The organism is Nostoc sp. (assembly GCF_036917395.1).
GTDB lineage: Bacteria > Cyanobacteriota > Cyanobacteriia > Cyanobacteriales > Nostocaceae > Nostoc.
Genome location: NZ_JBALDI010000042.1, coordinates 90,480 through 111,141 on the forward strand (window position 1 = coordinate 90,480; position 20,662 = coordinate 111,141).

General features: G+C 42.6%; 15 protein-coding genes and 3 pseudogenes. 6 read left to right on the top strand and 12 right to left on the bottom strand.

Annotated elements, in window-relative coordinates; translation table 11 throughout:
* Window positions 1-289 precede the first annotated feature (289 nt).
* Together V7K46_RS14915 and V7K46_RS14920 are read right to left on the bottom strand one after the other, a co-directional pair.
* A complete protein-coding gene (locus V7K46_RS14915) occupies window positions 290-1,675 on the bottom strand; it encodes an MATE family efflux transporter (RefSeq protein WP_335114329.1) in 1,386 nt (461 codons plus the stop codon).
* A 380-nt stretch (window positions 1,676-2,055) separates the two neighbouring features.
* Window positions 2,056-4,254 carry a lytic transglycosylase domain-containing protein gene (locus tag V7K46_RS14920; RefSeq protein WP_335114332.1) on the bottom strand — a complete coding sequence of 733 codons (2,199 nt, stop codon included), beginning with the start codon at window positions 4,252-4,254 and terminating at the stop codon, window positions 2,056-2,058.
* 572 nt (window positions 4,255-4,826) lie between these two features.
* On the opposite strand from V7K46_RS14920, the gene V7K46_RS14925 reads away from it, so the two are divergent.
* Window positions 4,827-4,994: a hypothetical protein gene (locus tag V7K46_RS14925; protein WP_335114334.1), complete on the top strand. Its 168-nt coding sequence runs from the start codon at window positions 4,827-4,829 to the stop codon at window positions 4,992-4,994.
* Window positions 4,995-5,085: 91 nt separating this feature from the next.
* Here V7K46_RS14925 and V7K46_RS14930 read toward each other — a convergent pair whose 3' ends face one another.
* Genes V7K46_RS14930 through V7K46_RS14940 form a run of 3 tightly spaced genes read right to left on the bottom strand, consistent with a single transcriptional unit; the run spans window position 5,086 to window position 8,885 of the window.
* Window positions 5,086-6,474, bottom strand: a complete 1,389-nt coding sequence (locus V7K46_RS14930; RefSeq protein ID WP_335114336.1) for a carotenoid oxygenase family protein — start codon at window positions 6,472-6,474, stop codon at window positions 5,086-5,088.
* A 29-nt stretch (window positions 6,475-6,503) separates the two neighbouring features.
* Entirely contained in the window at window positions 6,504-6,863 is a 360-nt protein-coding gene (locus V7K46_RS32055; RefSeq protein WP_442939841.1) for a hypothetical protein, read from the bottom strand.
* Between the two features lie 27 nt (window positions 6,864-6,890).
* Entirely contained in the window at window positions 6,891-8,885 is a 1,995-nt protein-coding gene (locus tag V7K46_RS14940; RefSeq protein WP_335114338.1) for an MASE1 domain-containing protein, read from the bottom strand.
* Window positions 8,886-8,991: 106 nt separating this feature from the next.
* Here V7K46_RS14940 and V7K46_RS14945 point away from each other — a divergent pair.
* Window positions 8,992-9,198, top strand: a pseudogene (locus tag V7K46_RS14945) (tyrosine-type recombinase/integrase); the annotation flags it as partial.
* A 36-nt stretch (window positions 9,199-9,234) separates the two neighbouring features.
* Entirely contained in the window at window positions 9,235-9,855 is a 621-nt protein-coding gene (locus V7K46_RS14950) for a Uma2 family endonuclease (protein ID WP_335114340.1), read from the top strand.
* Here the strand turns inward: V7K46_RS14950 and V7K46_RS14955 are convergent.
* From V7K46_RS14955 to V7K46_RS14965, 3 genes are all read right to left on the bottom strand, one after another.
* On the bottom strand, window positions 9,837-11,114 hold the full coding sequence (locus tag V7K46_RS14955; RefSeq protein WP_335114342.1) for an FAD-dependent hydroxylase: 1,278 nt from the start codon (window positions 11,112-11,114) through the stop codon (window positions 9,837-9,839). The genes V7K46_RS14950 and V7K46_RS14955 overlap by 19 nt on opposite strands.
* A gap of 228 nt (window positions 11,115-11,342) precedes the next feature.
* Window positions 11,343-11,498, bottom strand: a complete 156-nt coding sequence (locus V7K46_RS14960) for a hypothetical protein (protein WP_335114344.1) — start codon at window positions 11,496-11,498, stop codon at window positions 11,343-11,345.
* Between the two features lie 611 nt (window positions 11,499-12,109).
* Complete coding sequence (locus V7K46_RS14965) at window positions 12,110-12,397, bottom strand: hypothetical protein (RefSeq protein ID WP_335114346.1); 288 nt, start codon at window positions 12,395-12,397, stop codon at window positions 12,110-12,112.
* Between the two features lie 314 nt (window positions 12,398-12,711).
* Between V7K46_RS14965 and V7K46_RS14970 the strand changes: the two genes are divergently transcribed.
* Entirely contained in the window at window positions 12,712-12,900 is a 189-nt protein-coding gene (locus V7K46_RS14970; protein ID WP_335114504.1) for a sterol desaturase family protein, read from the top strand.
* 239 nt (window positions 12,901-13,139) lie between these two features.
* Here V7K46_RS14970 and V7K46_RS14975 read toward each other — a convergent pair whose 3' ends face one another.
* The gene (locus tag V7K46_RS14975) at window positions 13,140-13,898 is read right to left on the bottom strand and encodes a YebC/PmpR family DNA-binding transcriptional regulator (RefSeq protein WP_335114348.1); all 759 of its coding nucleotides are present in this window, start codon (window positions 13,896-13,898) and stop codon (window positions 13,140-13,142) included.
* Window positions 13,899-14,222: 324 nt separating this feature from the next.
* Between V7K46_RS14975 and V7K46_RS32060 the strand changes: the two are divergent.
* Window positions 14,223-14,348: pseudogene (locus tag V7K46_RS32060) on the top strand (IS982 family transposase); the annotation flags it as partial.
* 134 nt (window positions 14,349-14,482) lie between these two features.
* On the opposite strand, the gene V7K46_RS14985 reads toward V7K46_RS32060, so the two are convergent.
* Window positions 14,483-16,054 carry a metallophosphoesterase family protein gene (locus V7K46_RS14985; protein WP_335114352.1) on the bottom strand — a complete coding sequence of 524 codons (1,572 nt, stop codon included), beginning with the start codon at window positions 16,052-16,054 and terminating at the stop codon, window positions 14,483-14,485.
* Window positions 16,055-16,915: 861 nt separating this feature from the next.
* Between V7K46_RS14985 and V7K46_RS14990 the strand changes: the two are divergent.
* Window positions 16,916-19,516, top strand: a pseudogene (locus V7K46_RS14990) (beta strand repeat-containing protein); the annotation flags it as partial.
* 427 nt (window positions 19,517-19,943) lie between these two features.
* Here the strand turns inward: V7K46_RS14990 and V7K46_RS14995 are convergent.
* Window positions 19,944-20,369, bottom strand: coding sequence for a type II toxin-antitoxin system VapC family toxin (locus tag V7K46_RS14995; RefSeq protein ID WP_298920324.1), 426 nt, complete (start codon window positions 20,367-20,369; stop codon window positions 19,944-19,946).
* Between the two features lie 7 nt (window positions 20,370-20,376).
* Window positions 20,377-20,592 (bottom strand): hypothetical protein, encoded by a 216-nt coding sequence (locus V7K46_RS15000; protein ID WP_335114356.1) that lies wholly within the window; start codon window positions 20,590-20,592, stop codon window positions 20,377-20,379.
* Between the last annotated feature and the right edge of the window lie 70 nt (window positions 20,593-20,662).

The following is a 20,662-nucleotide window of genomic DNA, read 5'->3' on the forward strand; positions in this document are numbered from 1 at the left end:
CGTTAAGAGTCTCCGACTGGGAATGCCTATTCTTAGGCTCTGCCGCGAGTAAGGAAGGCAGAGCCACAATGAACAGCATTTCCAGCCAGAGGCTGGAAACGAGGTTTCAAACTTTTCACGAATGATTTAGGACTGCTATATAAGTTTGACGTAGTTTGGCGCATCTTCATACAGAATTGGTATTACACGGTAGGCTAACACACCCTACATTTAAAGCTTGAAATATTAGCGCCAACTTACTTATAGCAATCCTAAAATCCGCATGGTAAAGGTACAAAAGTTGAAGTTTTTAGGGCTGTTCAACCAGACTTATATCGGAAGTCAAAAGATAAAAACGCCAAGTTAAAAGCACTGCACCCATGAATAACCCTAATGCTAAACCTAACCATAAACCAATAGCACCCCAACCTAAAGTGAATGCCATCAAATAGCCCCCACTTAGACCAATACCCCAGTAAGCAAACATAGTAATTAATACTGGTACTTTGGTATCCTTCAACCCGATCAACGCAGCAGCAGCAATAGTCTGAATAGAATAAAATATCTGAACTAATGCCCCCACAGCTAAAAAAGAAGTTGCCGTTTTAACTATCTCGACATTATCCAAATTACTGGTGTCCAAATACATTGCCACAATATAGTTGGGAAACAGCAAAAAAATTAGTGCCACGATGCTCACAATGGGACTAACAAGCGCAATGCAGACAAATCCTGCTCTGCTTGCACCCTTGAGATCATTTTCTCCCCTCAGCTGTCCTACTCTCATCGTGATGGCATAGGAAATACCTATAGATACGGTTTCGACAAAACTTTCTGTCTCAACGGTAATTTCATGGGCTGCTAACGTCTCTGTCCCAAACCACCCCATAAATAAAGCAGTGGCAGTGAAGACTCCAATTTCTGCTCCATACTGCAACCCCAAGAACCATCCAGTTTGGAAGATATCTACAAACATATCTTTATCAAACTGATGCAGAGCGCTATCAAGCTGGTAGTCTTTAAAGTAGTTGTCGAAGCAAACCCAGGCAACGGCGGCGATAAAATTCAGCCAAAAAATGAGTGTGCTTGCCCAACCGATACCAGCTAAACCAAGGACTGGTAAACCAAATTTACCGAACATTAGGACGTAATTTGCAGCCGCATTCAATAATAGTCCAGCTACCGTAATTACTGTTAGGAACTGGGGGCGATTCAGAGCAGAGCTAACTTCTTTTAAAATACAGAAACCGAGCGCAGCAGGAAAACCCCAAACAATAGACCGCAAATATGTTTGAGCCAATAATACATTGCCTTCTTCTTGACCAGTCAGCAGTAAGATATAGTCAAAGTGCCAAATGATAAACATCACAGGTAAGCACATCGTCACAGCTAACCAAATTCCTTGACCGGTAGCACGGCTAACTTGGTCTATTTTTCCTGCACCAAAAGCATTTGCGACATTTACACCCGCGGCTGAAAGAATAGAACGACAAACGGAAGCTACAGTAGAAAAGGTAACAGCGCCTAAAGCACCCGCAGCTAAAGCTTGGCTGTTAAGTAAGCCCATCATCACCCCATCCAACAAAGGAATGCCCGCTTCTAATATTTGAGTAATTACCAGAGGAACTGCCAATTGCAGGCAGGCTTGGACTTCTAATATCAGTTCTGACTTAAATTCTTTTGAAGTTAACTCCATTGGGGCACAAAAATTAAGAAGGGTGCAAAAAAAGTAAAATTTAATAGATTAAGTTATATTAATGCCTACAAGCGCACTAAACTCAACCTGTTGGCTGTGAAATAGGCGATCGCCTCACCCTCTGAACACAAAAAACAGCGATTGCCCCACCTAACTATCCGTGAGTTAGACAATTCAGCTGGTATCCACTAATTAGTTGAATAAAAAGACCTTTAAGAGGTTTTACAACACAAAACCTGTCCCTCTCCGACGGGCGAGAGGGACAGGTTTGAACTTTAATTCAAGGCAGGGAGAGGTTCATGGAACTCACGTAAAATTGTATATGTGCTTTCCCTGCTCCTCTACTCCCTGCTTGCTCATTTCTACCCGATTGGGTAGAATCACTGCGCCGGCAATTTTGGGTGTGTAGTCGAGTACTTTGCGACAATGCCAGAAATCTCAGGATTGTAAAGTCTCAAATAATTCCAATAGTTGCCAAATACTTGACGCACATAATTTTTGGTTTCATCAAAGGGAATTTCTTCAACAAACTCATCTGGATCTTTTGTAGTTAGAGTTTGTAGCCATTTGGAGACATTGCCGGGGCCAGCATTGTAACTGGCGATCGCCAGCAAGGAGTTATTGTTATATTGCTGATGGGTATGATCCAAATACCATGTACCCAGCATGATATTGTCGTTGGGATTTTCGAGGTTTATTGTTGTTTTGACATCCAACTTAATTTGTGGGGCGATCCATTTAGCTGTACTCGGCAACAACTGCATTAAGCCAGTAGCGTTAGCGACGGATTTGATTTTTGGCTCAAACCGCGACTCTTGACGGATGAGAGCGGTGACTAGCAGAGGATTGAGTTTACGCTCAATAGACCACTTTTCAATCTCTCGTTGATAGGGAAACGGATAACGCGCTTGCCAGTAGGTGATTTGTTTACTCAGAGTCTGATATTGGGCAAGTTCAGCTGGTGTTTCTCGGTCTTCCAATTTAGAAATTTTATCAATTCCAATCAGATTTTCTCCCTTTGCCTGCCGGATCAACCCTTCAGTAAATTGCTCTGCTACCGTTGGCTGAATTTTATTCTGAAATTCTGTTTGCCATTGTAACCAGGCATCACGGTCTTGACCTAGCAGATATAATTCTTTGAAAGTCTCAGAACCAGCAGGCGGTAATGGACGCTCTTGTGCGATTACTTCCGGGTTCATGACGCGCACGTTGTCAAAGTTGCCAACATTTAGCCCCAGCATCGTCGCTGCTCGCCATGCATAGTAAGAGTAGGGAAACTGGCTAATTACATACTGATAAGCAGTTTGAGATTCCTGCTGTTTCCCTAGTAAAGCTGCCCATTTACCTACCCAAAAGCCTGCTCTTGGAGCCAAAATACTATTGGGATTATTGGTGACAATTGGTTCTGCCCATTGCCAAGCACCGACATAATCTTTGGTATTGGCTTTATCTTGGGCGATTTTCCAGCGATACTCTGCGGCTTCATCAGAATTTCCGTATTTGGCTATGAGTAATTGCCAAGCCTGGCTAGCTGACTTTTGATCCTTAAGGGTTTGGAGAGTTTTGGCTTTTTGTGCCAGTGCAGTACTAGCTTGTTTCGGAAATTTACTAATTACCTGCTCAAGATAGGGTAAGCCGTCTTTAGGAGTTTTTGCGGTTTCCGCTAACCGCAGTAGTGCAGTCCCAGTTTCCTCAGTATTTGGAAATTGCTGCACTAGTTGCTTATAGGTGGCGAGCGCTTTTTCTTTATCTTTGCCTCCTACCTGTAACCCCCGTGCAGTGCGGTAAAGGTTGCGCGATGTTTTGGGTGCTTTGGCATAAGCATTCGCGGCTTTCAGAAATTGACTATTTTCCCAATAGCTTGTACCAATTAGTTCCCACTCTTCGGGTTTGAGGGTAGGCTGTTTTACTAGCTGATCTAAAACGCCTACTATGCCTGGTTGGTCATAGGCATATTTAGCCAAAATTAATTGTAATTGTGGCTGATTGGGATTATCTTGCAAGCGTTTGCGGATAATTTCCCAAGTCAGAGGATTGGAAGGAAATTGAGCGATCGCAATTTCTTGTTGCTTCGGTTGGGCAATCAAATATAGCGCTTTCACCGTGGCCGCTTCATTGGGATACTGTTTCAGCACACTTCGCCTCAGATCCGAGGCTTTGCCGTCTTCGCCCAGGATATCCTGTGCCTGAGCTTGTTTGAGCAAAATGTAGGGCGCGAGAAGGGGATAGTCTTTATCTAATCCTTCCAGTAAAACCAGCGCTTTTTTAGCTTGGGTTCTTTCAATGTAATCACTCGCTAAAAGATAACGAGCGCGATTTCGGTCTGGCGATCGCGATTGCCCGGCGATCGCTGCTAGTTTTGCCGCCCGTTCTGGCAGGGATTGTGAGATCAGTGGAAAGACGGCTGATTGGGCAATGCTACCCTCTGATGTTTGCCCTGCTTGATTCTGACTCAGTTTGAGCCATTTCCCCAGAGATTTGCCAATCTCAGGTGCTGATACCATTGCCCCAGCTAAAAAGGCAAACAGTGCTGCACCCGCAATTATCGAAATTTGCTTTTTCTGTAGTTTCTTCAGCATGAATACCCGCTGAAAAGTTCCGGTGAATTTCTTGAAACTCTAGCACTCCTAACCATCAGTGTTACCAATTTTTAATTTTAGATTTTTAATTTTATGTAGAAAAATCCTAATTTTCAATCCTACAGTTAGCAGTATTGTGTAAATAGCACATATTAGATACTATTACATCTATCTGATGAGAGAAGCACTACCCTTCGGGTGACGCTCCTACGCTAAAAGTCTTCCAATAAATGATCCAAAGTCTGTCATTGCGTAGGCAAAGCCTTCCCGTCATAGGTGTCAACTTAACGTGAAACCCTTGTCAAGACGTAATATTCAGTTCTCTGGCTTCCCATCATGATCCGCGTCACCCCACCCTAACCCTCCCCTTAGAAAGGGGAGGGAACTAAATTTCCTGTTTCCCCCCTTTCTAAGGGGGGATTAAGGGGGGTAAAACGCCTGTGCATCATGCATTTGAACTGTAATAGGACTTACGCAAAATATCTCTCAAACTCTCATTTCTCTGTGACCTCTGCGCCTCTGTGGTTCGATTTTCCGTTAGCTGTGCGTAAGTCCTGTGTAAGTTGACAACAATGCCTTCCCGTAGGGTACGCAACGCAGTGGAGCAAAGCAATCACAAAGACTCAGAGATTGCTACCCTACGGGAACGCCAAAGGCGAACATTCCGCTTCTCTACAAGACGCTACCGCGAAGGCTCCCGCAATGACAATTGGGCATTTTTATTACTTGGATTACTCTAACACTAATGCCAGTCGCTACAGTGGGGGGAACCACCAAGGGCGCGTTGGCTCACCAACTCACATCAACCACTAACGTTATTTTTGCTCAAGTTTAGAATTGCGCTTCATCAATCCAAGCAGCATGGAATCCATAGGGGACTCGCTGGGGAATTATTACCTGCGCTATAGGCCCGGACGTGATATCTTGGGCATTTACTACGATTAACTCAGAAGTTTCTGAACCCTCATCATGAACTAAAGTTAGGAGCCAGCCATCATCCTCTGTTGTCGCGTGAGGACGTGGTACAAAAACGATATCTCCGCCATAACGCCCAACTCCGAATTCTAATGTTTCGGATTTACCACGATTAAAATCGTACTTGATCAGCGCATCAAACAAGAGAATTGGATTATTAGCGACTCTTGCAGTGTAGCCGTATCGTGTTTTTCTCCCTAGTAGCTGTTCATTGATACGGGGAAATTCAATGGGTACATTATCTAACATTGTTTCTTTAACAAAACCAGTTTTGAGATTGAATCGCCACTCGTATAGAGGTCTGTCAACTCCTTCTTGTTCATCAAAGCTTTGGACTGGTTCTAGAAGTCCTGAGTTCTTCATTCGACAACCGCTTAAGACTATCTCTTCTCCTTCTTCGTAAGCATTGAGAGTATGAGGTACAAAACAAGCTGAACTCTCGAACCAACGAACATCACCATTATTTCCATGACGTGGTAAGATGCCAAAGCGACTGGGGCGATCGCTCTCGAATAATAGCAGAGGTTCTCCTCGTTGTGCCCGTTGTGGATTAAAAGTCAGGGGCAGATCCATAAAAATTGTATAGTTTTCGCTGATTGCAAAATCATGCATCATCACTCCTATTGGCAAGTCAATTGGCTCAGTCCGTAACAACTTGCCTGCTGCTGAAACCACGCCATATTGTAAGTAAGGCGGTGTGAATGGAGAGTAACCAAAAAACATCATCTCGCCCGTAACTGGGTCTACTTTAGGATGGGCAGTAAAGGCAGAAGCTAGCTTACCATTGTAGGTGTACTCCCCAATTGTCTCTAACTCAGGCAGCTTAATAGCATAAGGCGCTCCTCCTTCCCATAATGCTAATAGTTGACCCGCGTGCCAAACCATAGCTGTATTAGCAGCGTTTTTATATGGCCCATAAGGATTATCCATTTGCGGTGGTTCCATCAAACCAGACCAGATGGCCTTTCCCTCTGCTTGCTCTATTTTCCATCCTTTGGTTTGAACGTAGCGATTGCAATAAATTGCTTTGCGATTGTGAATTCGCAGACCATGCAACATCCCATCTCCATCAAACCAGTGATACTGACCAATTGGCTTCCACTGTGGATTAGCACCATTGCGGACAAATATCCCCGATAAATCCGCTGGTAGTTCACCTACTATTTGCAAGGTGTCAGTGGTAATTTCTTGATGGATTGGTGCAAAGTTACCATCAAGATAAGGATTGATTGCTGTTATTACCATTTGTTTTCCTGATGAAAGCGCCTAATTCTCTAGCTTGGTGTTTGCTTTTTATTGTAGACATCACAAATTGCTAATGTCTCAGGAATAGCAAATGGAGTCGCCAAAGTAGCAAATGGAGTCGCCGATATAGCAAATGGAGTCGCCGAAGTAGCAAATGGAGTCGCCGATATAGCAAATGGAGTCGCCGAAGTAACAAATGGAGTCGCCGATATAGCAAATGGAGTCGCCGAAGTAACAAATGGAGTCGCCGAAGTAGCAAATGGAGTCGCCGAAGTAACAAATGGAGTCGCCGAAGTAACAAATGGAGTCGCCGAAATAGCAAATGGAGTCGCCGAAATAGCAAATGGAGTCGCCGAAGTAGCAAATGCGTAGTTTACCGCCGCAGGCATCGCTTCTCGAAATTATCTAAATTTTGCTTACGCAATCCTCTTAGCTTTTAGAGGAATCTCAATTCCAAACTTTGTGCCTTGGCCCAGTGTGGAATCACACCAAAGATTACCACCATGCTTCTGGGTCACAATTTGATAGCTCATAAACAAACCCAAACCAGTGCCTTTGCCAACGGGCTTAGTGGTGAAGAAAGGATCAAATAGTTTAGAGCAAATCTCTTTTGGAATGCCTATTCCATTGTCAGAAATCATAATCATCACTTGATTTGTATCGATTTGACGAGTCTGAATCCAGATGTTATTGGGGTTAGCTAAAATGTCTTGGAACGAACGCCCCTGATTAGATTCTTCTAATGCATCTACAGCATTGCTTAAAAGATTCATAAACACTTGATTAAGGGAGCCAGCATCACATTCAATCAGTGGTAACTGAGCATACTCTTTAATAACCTGGATCTGGGGACGATTGGCTGTCGATTGCAATTGATGTTGCAAAATCACCAAGGTACTATCAATCCCTTGATGAATGTCTACCGCTTTCAATCCTGCTTCATCCAAGCGCGAGAAGTTCCGCAGGGATAATACAATAGTAGAAATCCGCTCGGTACCGATTTTCATGGACTCAAGAATCTTGGTAATATCTTCTTGTAAAAAGTCCAGTTCAAGTTTATCTAATTCTGCGTGCAGGGCAAGAGGTGGATTTGGATAGTGCTGTTGGTAAGCTTGCAATGCTGTCAGCAGATTTTGGATATACTCAGAAAGATAAATTAAGTTGCCATTAATGAAATTAACCGGGTTATTGATTTCATGGGCAACTCCTGCGACCATCTGTCCCAATGCAGACATTTTTTCACTGTGAAGCATCTGTAATTGAGTCTGTTTAAGCGTTTGTAGAGTTTGCTTCAGAGTCGTATTCTTTTCATTCAATTCTTCAGTTCTCTGCTGAACTCGAACTTCCAGAGTTTCATTGGTTCTGGCTAATTCGGCAAAAGCTAAACGCAGCTTGGTTTCTGCTTGTGTTCGTTCTGCGATCGTCGCTGTTAGCACAAGAATGGTGAGTGTAATCACGCCGATAAACGATTGCAGTTGGATCAAAGATTGGTCGAGATCCTTAGTCACAAAACTACCTTTGCCATTGACAGTTGCGATCACAGCGATCGCAGCCACAATAAAAGTTAACAGCATTGTACTCGGTTGCCCCAGTCGAAAGGCAGACCAGATCAACATCGGAATCAACATATACTCCAGGTGATATCCCTCACCAAAAGCAACTTTGCTGATGAGAATGACCAACCCCATCAGGATAAATGGCTCTACTAGGATTAACCAGAATTTTAAAGGGCGTGAGTTTGCTCTTGAGTGGTGAATATGAAGGAGATTTTCAGAATCCTTTGAGGTTGAACTGAGGAATAACCATTGCCAGATTGAATGTCGTTTTTTTTGAGTGAATTGCCCCCAACTAAGCAGAATCGGGGTGACGATAAAAATCCCCGAAACATTAGAAATCCACCAGGTTAACCAAACTGTCCCATACGCTGTCCAGGGAACTTTACTACTCAACGCCAAGCAAGCCACTCCAACAGTTGCATTGATGCTTGGCCCCACCATGCCGGTTAAGAGCAAAAATTTGAACACGTCGGTGACACGTTCTAAGGGATAGCGAAGGTTGGTAGTTTTCCGCAGCAGGAAGGCACCCAAGATAGTCCCCAAGGTTGTTCCGATCGCAATGAAGAGAACTGGCAGCGTTGAAATCACCAGGGATAATAAACTTGTTGGATCTCGGAACGCCCAGAAGTTAGCGAAAAATGAACCCAACAAAACACCGTACCCGATCCAGTTACCAAACAACAGAACAGCCCCAGCAGCAATTCCATCTGGGGGCCAAACTGGAGTCACATTGTTCGGTGTGGAGGCAAGATGACGTGAAATTTCAGCCATTTCATAGTAGGCGATCGCTAAAACAACGATGCCTCCGATTTGCCTTAGCCCATGAGGGAATATAGGGGATTTTTGTTGAATCATCTGTTTAGTGGCTGTTTGATATCAACGTTGCTAATCTTTACATAGAATGCCCTTTTCCCTTAAGGTGGGAACATAAAGCAGCCATGAAAGTAGAAGACAAAAAGCATTAAAACAAGCGCTTCATCAAGCTGGTATTCAAAAAAAGGTGGGTTGTCATACATTTCGCCAGAGTTTCGCTACCAATTTACTGCAAAATGGCTATGACATCCACACAATACAGGAATTATTCAGACACAAATATGTGAAAACTAGGACGATTTATACCCTGGCTCTAAACCGTGGTGGAAAAGCTATCCGCAGTCTCCTAGATTAGAGATAATATTTCTATCATCAGTAATTCTCAAAAGTCATGACTCAAGCCATACCCAAGCTAGTAACCTTTGAGGAATTTGTCGATTGGCTACCCGAAAATCGACGAGTCCGCTACGAACTACATAAAGGAGAAATTGTTGAGATGGCGCAACCAGTAGGGGAACACGAAGAAGTTAAAGGTTTTTTAGGTATCGAAATTCCTGTTGAAATCAAACGTCTAGGATTGCCCTACTTCATGCCCAACCAAGTTATAGTTAGACCTCCTGAAAAAGATTCTGGTTACATCCCAGATGTGTTGGTGCTAAACCGTGCAAATCTGGCAAACGAAAAATTATGGAAAAAAGAATCTACCGTTAGTTTAGGTGCATCGATACCTTTGGCGATTGAGGTTGTATCAACCAACTGGCGAGACGATTACTATTTAAAATATGCTGAGTATGAAGAGATGGGTATCCCAGAATACTGGATTGTCGATTATGCTGCCTTGGGTGGACGTAATTTTATCGGTAACCCCAAACAACCGACAATCACCGTTTGTAACTTAGTTGATGGGGAATATCAGATCAGTAAGTATCGAGATAGCGATCGCATTGTTTCCCAAACTTTTCCCGAATTGAATCTCACCCCAAACCAGATTTTTCAAGCTGCTGTAGTGTAGCGTTTATCTTTTGCCAATTCTGGAGTCCGCCCCTTCAAGCCAATCATTAACTTCAGCATAAACACCCTTAATACAGGTACTCGCTGCAAAAACCATAAACCCAGGCGACGAACCACCACCACAGGTAAGAAATTATTAGAAAACATCCGATCTAACAAATCGGTGAAACCTAAAATCGTCAAATTTTCCAGCTGGCGCCAGCGTTCATAACCTTTAAGAATCTGAATATCGCCAATATCTTTACCCGCTTGGTGCGCTGCTTGGATTACTTGCGCCAAAGCCGCTGCATCCCTAATCCCCAGATTTAAACCTTGTCCGCCGACAGGATGGCAATTGTGCGCCGCATCACCAATTAATGCTAGTCGGGGGAGAACATAACGATCGCTTTGCATGAGTTGTACCTGAAATACAAAGCGATCGCCTAGTAATTCCAATTTCCCCATCTGATTGCCATAGCGACGGGTGAGTTCTACCAAAAATTGCTCATCATCTAAAGCACATAAAGCTTTTGCTTCTTCGTGGGGGGCTGTCCAGACAATGCGGCAACGGTTCCCCGGTAAAGGTAAAATCGCAAAGGGACCGCTAGACCAAAATCTTTCGTAAGCGGTGTTGTTGTGCGGTTTTTCTGGTTTAACAAATGCAACTATGCAAGACTGCCAATATTTCCAGCCTAGAGTTTTGATCCCAGCAGCTTGACGAATCGGCGATCGCGCCCCATCTGCTGCTATCAGTAATTTGCTCTTGACTGTCTGTAGCTGATCGGCAACTTTAATATCTATCGCTACTATATCCTTTTGGTACTGTGTATTTACCACTTCAGCCGGACACAGATAAGTCACATTTGGACAATTTTGGACAAACTCCTGCAAAGGCTGCAACAGCGCTTGGTGTTCCGCCACATAACCCAACTCTGGTATACCTATATCATCTGTAATAAATTCCACCACATTGGCAGAATCGGCATCAGAAAGACGAACTCGGCAATATTTGGCTATTTGAGGCAACATTTTGTCCCAAATTCCAATTCCTTGATAAATTAGCGCCGAAAGCATATGAACTGCATAGGCTTGTCCCTTAGCTACCGCCGCTGATGCGACTTTCGCCTCAATCAGCAAGATACTCAAGCCAGAATCTTTTAAAGCAGAGGCTAGAGTTAACCCAATAATCCCACCGCCGACAATTACCAAATCATATTCATATCCCCGCTCATTTGGCGGTGTTGGTTGAGGGGAAATTTGCTTAAGCTGCGTTAGGGCCATTGTTAAGTTAGGTTACAGCGTCTTAACTCTTATTTTGACGCGATCGCGTCCTGATCAGCAAGCAAACATTGAAAAACCCCGCTGATGACTGAGGACAACAGCGAGGTAACACAGCTTTACTTATTTGGCAGATAAATAAAGTATAAATTTTGTTGCAGAGCTACTACCAACTATTACTAGTAAGGGTAACTAATCATTAAATATGCTGTGTTTGACAGCAGGAGATTATTACTTATGTTTGTAAATGTGATGTCTTCTGTGATGATGTCTATAATGATGCCTAACAGCCGCTGAAGCTGGTGTAGCTTGAAACATTGGTGCAGCAATGGCTATGGGAGTAGCAAGTACTAAAGCTATAACTAAACTTTTAGCAAACTTGTTCATGTGATTTCCTTGATTTCATTTCTGTAGTGAACCCATGAATTAAATATGACAAAGACACATGTCGTTTTCTTGTTATTTATATGAAGTTTTTATGGAGATTTTCGCCGATATTAGTATCTATATACATCTGAAAAATTATTAGTCTACAGAGAAAAAACGATAAAGCTTTTTAGGCAATTAGCAAGAATTAATTTTTGGACTTAATAAGGGCTATTCTATTATTTTTAAAAAATTTATTAATTAAAAAAACCTGCTGTGGATCACAGCAGGTATGAATTGTATGGTATGTCGTTAGAAAGTAGTAGAAAATAAACTTGTTATATAACTACTACAAAATATGAAAGTTGACAGCAACTATAGAAGTAATATTTGAGTAGTAATATACTCATGAATAACGGTCTATAGCCTACGTCATCTCATTATTAAGGATATATCAAGGAAACGTTTGGTAGCTTTGCAAAAAATGAGTCGATAGACAGTTATTTCCTTCTATCAATACTTAGAAAGTTTACACATAATAGACTCCCCAACTCACTTTTAAAGGATACTTTTAATATCCCCTCTTTTGAAAGAGGATCGAGGTTTTACGTTTTCAATGTGTAAGTCCTGAATTAGTTATTTGGGGTGGTTGGTGTAGCTACGGGTGGCGTAGTTGTACTTGTTGGAATAACGTGTTTTTTAAGTGCGGATTGTTTAACTAAGGATTTACTTCTAACAGCTTTGCCGTGATGGTGGTGTTTATGATGCTTCCGTTTTGCAGTCTTGGATTTGGCAACTTTAGCAGTTGCGTAAGTTGTAGTCGGGCTAGAAGTAGTTTTGGCTTGAGTAGTGGATGCAGAAACGGCTACAGGGGCAACAACCATTAGAGCCAAAAGTAAGGCTTTAGCGAACTTATTCATTTGAAACTCCTCATCAAATAACCAATCGCCTAACTATCTACTAGCGATATGTCATTAGTTTGTAATTTGTGTGAATATTTTGTGTGATTTTTTAATTATCTCTATTTGAAGATAGATGACTTTAAATAAATACCTTGCTGTATGATACTCGTTGCCATAAAATAATTTGCCATTTCCAAGTTAGATGTAACAGGGAACATCCCAGTTTTTTGTAAAGATGACAAATAATTTATCTGCCCTTTGGGTAAGGCAAAAGCAAGATGGATTCTTAAAAAGATTATCTCGACTAAAAAGAGGAAAATTTAAATTGACTAATCACTCATTCTGGTTCTCTTGGTTTATATTCTTCAGGGTTAGGAAAATGGTTCATTGGATGTATGCATCATTCAATACATCATCGCAAGTACATGGTGCATTACGGATTGTACTTCACGTTCTGGGACAAGCTACTTGGTACTGAAGAGTCTAATTATGAAAATCAGTTTCACACAAGCGAGTTCTAATATCGTGTCCGGTGAAAGAGGCTTTTGGGATTTTTGCACAGATGCGCTAATTATAAGTGATTAACCGGACTTGATATAAAACAAGATATATCAATTAGTTTTAATTACCTCAGATTTGCGTAGGCATAGCCCGTCGTAGACATCGCCTTTCTCATAAATAACATATCCCGTCTTTGTGTAACATTTTCAACCTCATCCAAATAACTGCTATTTGACTATGATGCCTGTGTGAATTTTGATTAAGAAATGCTCAGAGCCATTAATTCTTCTGATATTTCAAAGTTAGCTGTGACATTTTGCACGTCATCCAAGCCTTCTAAAGTATCAATTAACTTGAAAAGCGATCGCGCCTGATCCGGATCAGTAACTTCTGCACTATTACTGGGAATCCAGCGCAATTCGGCATCAGTCACCTGAAAGCGTTGATCTTTGAGAGTCTGGCTAAGGGTTTCTAAATTTGCAATGTCAGTAAATATTTCCGCCATATCATCTTCAGTCATCTCATAAGACTCAGCACCGCCTTCAAGAGATGCTTCTAAAAGCTGTTCTTCGTCAATCACACCCTGCACCATACAAACGCCTTTTTGGTCAAACATCCAGCTAACACAACCTGTTTCACCAAGATTGCCACCATTTTTACTAAAAGCTACACGCAAGTCAGCAGCAGTACGATTGCGATTATCTGTGAGGGCTTCGATTAAAATCGCTACACCACCAGGGCCATAACCTTCGTAGCGAATCGCTTCAAAGGTAGCATTATCCCCGCCAAAAGTACCTGCACCTTTAGCGATCGCTCGTTCAATATTATCATTGGGGATACTCGCAGCCTTTGCCTTGTCAATTGCTGTGCGAAGTTGAAAATTCAGCGCCGGATCTGGTACGCCGCTTCTAGCAGCAACGATAATCGCCCTGGATAACTGAGTAAAGGTTTTTCCCTTTTTTGCATCTACTACAGCTTTTTGGCGCTTAATATTTGCCCATTTACTGTGTCCTGCCATAATCTGAAATTATCAAAACTCTATTCAAGATTAGGATATAAACGCTTGCAAAAACCATGACTTCAGATAATTGTGCAAGGCTAGATCAGAGTGTCTCTAAAATTTGGTAGGACTTACGCATAATATCCCTCAAACTCTGATTTCTCCGTGGCCTCTGCGCCTCTGCGGTTCGTTATTCCGTAACTCGTGCGTAAGTTTTGTTTGGTAAAGGTATTTTTACGAGCTAAATATGGGCGATCGCTACGATTGATTGAGAATCAGCAAAAAAGTCACAAAAAAATGCCAAGACTAAGAATATCTAAAATAAAAATGAGGGTCTTGGCTGTGTCCACTATTGTATCTCGCCTCGATATCATCCAGATATTCTATGATGTAGACGACTTCTGTTCATCATGGCAGAGGTGGTGGCAACAAGTACCACAACAGGGCTTGCCGCAAGCTACCGCAGAGGCGCAGAGAAGCCAGTGCGTTGGGCGGGTTTCCCGACTTGAAGCAACTGGCGTGACACAGAGAAAATATGATTGCTGGTAGATACTGTTTTTCAGCTTACGACACTAAGTAGACACTCAGCGATCGCATTCTGTTTAAATCACAAAAGGTTCAAGTTCGCGGTTATACCACTGATCTCTAATACGTTCAGTAACCAACGGTCTGATGATAAACTTGGGTGGACTACCATCCAGAACATCAATCCGCACACATGAGTAAGGCAAGCGGTTCTGGTAATTGTAGTCGTGACGACCCACAAAAAGCATTGAATCAGCAACTTTCCGAGTGGGTTTACCCGCAATTTCGGTAAAAGTCTCCATCAATTCAGTCCCCCTTCGCCGTTGATAGCGAGGACGATGACCACTACCACCAGAGATAATGCAGTTAATGTGGGAGTCAGCAAATCCGGTATCAGTTGTGCAAAGATGCTCCAAACAGTGAGCGTGACCATTTAAAATTAAATCGACGATGGGACGTTCTTTAATTAGAGAACCAAGAGTTTGTGCCACTTGTTCAAATACCCAGCGCAAGCGGTGGCGAACCGCCAAGGTTTGTGCCTGATCCCACTTGGTAGCTTCTGTGACATAGGGCGGATGGTGGAAAAAGATTACACGTCCGCGCACCTCGGAGGTGTTCCAAGATTCAATTAGTCTGCTTCGCAACCATTCAAGTTGTTCAAAGTCGATCGCAGGCATTTCATCAGATGTCAATTGTTTTTCAATATCAATTTTTATCTCGTTTATTTGGTCTAGTTTGGCGCTAAGTTCATCGAGTTGTTCTGCTTCGGTGGGTTTATCTGGGTTGAGGCGATTGCATATTTCCAAAATCTGCAATTCTTCTTGATCTATTTCCTGGCGACGCTTTTGCAATTGGCGGCGGTAAATTTCTCCCTCTTGAGTTGTAGGTAAGGGTGATGGTGTATTAAAGGTGTTGGAATCCAGTGCGAAAAAGTCAATCCCGCCGTAACGAAAGGTGTAATAGCGATTGGGTAAACGGGTAAAATTTCCAGGTTCGTAACGCAAACAGCGCCCTGTGTCAGTCTTAGCAGTATAGTGTTGATCTAAATGACGTTCTAACTCTTGTGGGGAAGCGATCGCCCCTGTATAGTCCAAAAACGCCCGTGCATAGGCATTACCTTGATATGATCCATGCCAGCCAATCTCGATATCTTTGTAGCGCAACAGGCGACGTAATGAAGATGTTGTTCCAGTAAATAAACGATACATCAACGGCACATCGTAATAATCATGATTACCGAGTACTGGCAAGAATGGCAGATTAAATACCATGCGGTCATAGGGAATGCCTTTCGGGTTGTCGCCACCAACAAGAAATTCCCGGTAAGGCTCAATAAAGTTTGTTGAATAATACTCTTGGGAACCCACCACATAGATTACATCGCCTGTGTGCAAAACAAAACTGCAATCATCGCGGTGAGTCAGCATCAGTTCGGCAACTTTTCGTTGGGGGTGGTGTTGAGAATGGGATTTGGTGCCGGAATCACCGATAACCATAAAGGAAAATTCTGGATTATCCTGTTTGCGATCGTCAATAACCATGCTGGTTTGGTCAATTCCCCGTTGCACAAAACTTGGATGCATCCACCGCACGCGTTCCTTCATCTTTTGAATTTTTACAGGAATCGGTGGATCGGAAATCAATTTCATGGCTGATAACTCTTGAATGCCTAATGCACATGCCGATTGTAACGAAACAATAAGGGTTTTAATTGGGGACTGGGGAATCCCTGGCCGTCTAATCAGTATTTAAGATAGGACTTACGCAAAAAACCTTTCAAACTCTCATTCCTCCGTGTACTCTGTGTCTCTGTGGTTTGTTCTTTCATAACCCGTGCGTAAGTCCTGTAAGAGCATGAGACTCAAGTACAGTGCAAAGTTCCTGATGTTGATTGACCAAAGCATCCATCATTTATCCTCATTTTTTAGTTTGTCATTTGTCAAATGTGAAGAGTATGCAAAGATGACTATTTCCGCATGGATATCTAAGTAATATATTTACTGTGTAGTTATTGCGAGATTATTCAGATATTATCTATTTTCAAGCTAGACATCCACACAGAATAGCCCATAAGGAGAGTATAAAAATCTCTTTACCGTCAACAGTTAACTGTTAACCATTTTCTCTTCTAGTAGGACTTAGGCGCTGGCAAAAACCAAACATGAAGGATGGGTTTTAGGCATTCAAGCTGAATTTTTCGATCCTTGTTTAATGATTTCTAGTGGATAAGGATGATTAATTTAGCCTGAAATGACCAATTATCCTGATACACACACCTTCATGAATTTGTACAGTGCTCAAGACTTAGATGTTTAAGATAGTTAGATTCAGTGCTACGTACAAGTCTTGGAATAAGGTGAATCTTCGAGAAATTTGTTGAACCTCAAAGTTGACGTAGAAAGTATGCCGAAAACATCAAATTTCGGTGAGTTTTTGTGCCTGAAAACAGCACTCAACTCAAGGCTGAGAACTGAAGTTACTGAAAAAATCGATTTAGTCAGGTAAAAGTTATGACAAATATCATTGGAACCAACGGTAATGATACCTTAATGGGTGGTAGTGACTCGGACACGATTAACGGTAAAGCAGGCAATGATACCATAGATGGTAGCGGTGGCAACGACACCTTGACTGGTGGAGGCGGCAAGGATGAATTTGTCTACTATTCCTACAACAATTATATCATCACCGATTTTGGTGGCGTAGGTAAAGGAATAAACCCGACAGCAGCAGTCATTGCCGAAGTGGACACTCTAAATTTCCGGGGGTATGGCTTCACTGCCCAAAATCTGCTGCTCACCCAGAATGGCAACAATCTGGAAATCAGCTTTGAAGGTAAGACTGATGCCGAAGGTAAGGCTGATGCCACCATAGTCATCCTGCAAAACTTCAAATTAGAAAACTTGGAGAACCTGAAAGCTTCTGGAGCAACATCAGCTATCGGTAATATCCTGTTTGATGGGCAAACTAGCATCACGGACAGTTTTAATGTCCTCGATGCCAACTCCACTGATACTAGCATTGGCATCAATAACACGGTGACTTTCCTCAATGACCTATCCAACAATATTGTGGGTTTAGACAACTCAGATGATGTCATTAATGGTCAGGGCGGTAATGACAAAATTGATGGCTTGAGTGGCAACGACATTTTAAGAGGTGGCGCAGGGAATGATACTCTCATTGGTGGTGCGGGGAATGACACCCTAGAAAGTGGTGAGGGCAAGAACTCCCTTGTTGGTGGTATTGGTGACGATTACTTGAATGCTGATTTATCAACAGGCAATAACACCCTCAACAGTGGTGTTGGTAACGATACCTTGAGCGCTAGCGGTTCAACAGGCGATAACCTGCTCTTTGGGGGCGATGGCAATGATTCTCTCTCCACCTCTTACCTTCCTACTGCTTCCGAGGCCTATAATATTAGCTCCTCAGGCAATAACACTCTCAATGGTGGCGCTGGTGACGATACCTTAAATGCTCAGTCTCCAAAAAGCGGCAATAACCTGCTCTTTGGGGGCGATGGCAATGATTCTCTCTCCACTTCTGGCATTTCTACTTATAGAGAGGGTCCTAGTTTTAGCTCTTCAGGCAATAATACCCTCAACGGTGGCGCTGGTAACGATACCTTGAGAGCTGAGTATTCAACAGGCAATAACTTCCTCTCTGGGGACGATGGCAATGATTCTCTCTCCATCTCTGCCTATCTTTTCGAGTACAGCGGTGGCAGCCTTTATTTCTCCTCCTCAGGCAATAACACCCTCAACGGTGGTGCTGGTGACGATACATTGGGGGCTGAACATTCAACAGGCAGTAACTTCCTCTCTGGGGGCGATGGCAATGATTCCTTCTCTCTAAGCCCCACATTTCCAGATACTGCCCCCTCTTATTTAGTGACTCAAACGGTAGATGGGGGTAAAGGTGACGATTTGTTGTCTGTGGATTACACGTTAGCTACAGGGGGGATCATAACCACAATTAATCCTACTACTACCATTGGATCGATTGAGGCGGGCAAGTATGGGGTTAGTTACAAGAATATCGAACGATTAAATATCTCAGGTACAGCCTACAATGACAATATTGTTGGCAACAATGGTAATGATACGCTCTCCACGGGCACAAGTGGCAAAGATACCATCGATGGCGGTACAGGTGACGATGTGTTGTCCGTCGATTACAGCAATGCTACTGGGGGTATTACAACCACTTTCAATGCCACTACTAACATTGGAGCAATTACCGCAGGCACAAGTCGGGTTAGCTACAAGAATATCGAAGGATTAAATATCTCAGGTACAGCCTACAATGACAATATTGTTGGCAATAGTGGGAATGATACGCTCTCCCCGGGCACTAGTGGCAAAGATACGATCGATGGGGGTAAAGGTGACGATGTGTTATTCGTCGATTACAGCAATGCTACTGGGGGTATTACAACCACTTTCAATGCCACTACTAACATTGGAACAATTACCGCAGGCACAAGTCGGGTTAGCTACAAGAATATCGAACGATTAAATATCTCAAGTACAGCCTACAATGACAATATTATTGGCAACAATGGCAATGATACACTCGGCGGGGGCTATGGTGATAGCAATGATACGATAGATGGGGGAGCAGGTAACGATCGCTTGATTGTTGATTATTCATCAGGCGATAATCTCCTCTCTGGAGGCGATGGTAATGATACTCTCACAGCCTCTCAGGCATATGGTAAGAACACCCTCATAGGTGGTAATGGCAATGACTACCTCACAGGTGGTTCTGGTAATGATAGCCTCTATGGAGGAGCTGGTACTGATACCTTTGCTTTCAATGGTTACGGTGGAGGTGTTGATAGACTTTATGACTTCAACGCGACTAATGAATTGATTCAGGTATCGGCTGCTAATTTTGGTGGCGAGTTATCAATAGGGTCGCTTCAGAAAAGTCAATTTAGAATTGGAACATCTGCAACGACAAGCAATCAACGATTTATCTATGACAATATTACAGGTGCATTGTTCTTTGATCAAGATGGCAGTGCGTCTGGGTTTACTCAGGTAAAATTTGCACAATTATCTGCTGGTGTGACACTAACCATAAACAACTTTGTGGTTTTTTAATCATAATTAGCCCTCTTTTCTCACTTTAGGTACGGAATTGGAGGTATATATTAACACCTTTCGTTAAATTTTTCAATAGACATAAAAGTGAGAAAGAATGTAGAGACGTAGCACTGCTACATTTATACAAAGGTTCTGGATAACGCATATTTAATTTCACTCCTATGTCTATTGGTTTCCACCAATTTGTGGCGATAGTAATTCTTGCTCCATGAAATAACAATAGAACTTTCCAAACTACCAGTAGAGATTTTTATGAATGAAGATAAGGTATCCCTACTAAATCAATCCCTATTCGTAGATGTCTAATAGTCATAAAATCGCGATCGCAAACTGATAGTTGTAGATTTTTCTGATTCCCGACTTCTTTCCACCTCCAAAATATTCATTTTCTCAATACTTAATCCCAGTCCCTAATCCCCAATCTTTAAGGTAAATTTTCTCGCAGTAATGCTCGAAAGCCTGCTTGTTGAAAATGCTCATCAGCAGTTAGTGCTTCAGTGATTCCGCTATATTGCATCACAATAAAAGATACGCAATCCCCAAATCTCCATTCTTTCTCTGTTCGTTCCCGATATAACTCGAAAGCACGTTCGTAGAGTTCCTGGGAGAGAGGAACAATTTCAACTTTGGAGTCTGCTACTAGAGAATTTAATAATATGATTGCCGCCTGACGATAAGGTCGTTGGGATAAGGCATTGCCAATTTCCAACATCACCGCCTGTGTTGTCACCAAACGGGTTTCTGCCGCTTGTAACATTTTAGCCAGATGTAAGGCTCGGTCATGCAAGCGATCGCTCGGTGCAGATAAGGCAATGGCAAATGATGTATCAAGAAAGACTTCAGAATGCATGGAAAGTTTACTTAGTGTACAAAGATTTATCTATATTGGTAGACCAGTCAGGTGGCCCATCTAAGTTGAGCGATCGCGCTGTTTGCAGAAATGATACCGTTTCATGTTCACCTGGCGGTAAAATTTCAATACTGATTCGCACGCGGGTATTGATTGGCAGTGCGATCGGTTCAGCCGGATAGAACACTTTACCATTAAATACAGCTGTGATTTTTTCTACCATTTTTCGCAAAAAGTGCTTTTAGTCTATCCTAAGCTGGTTGTGACAATACGGGTAGAGTAGACAACGCAAT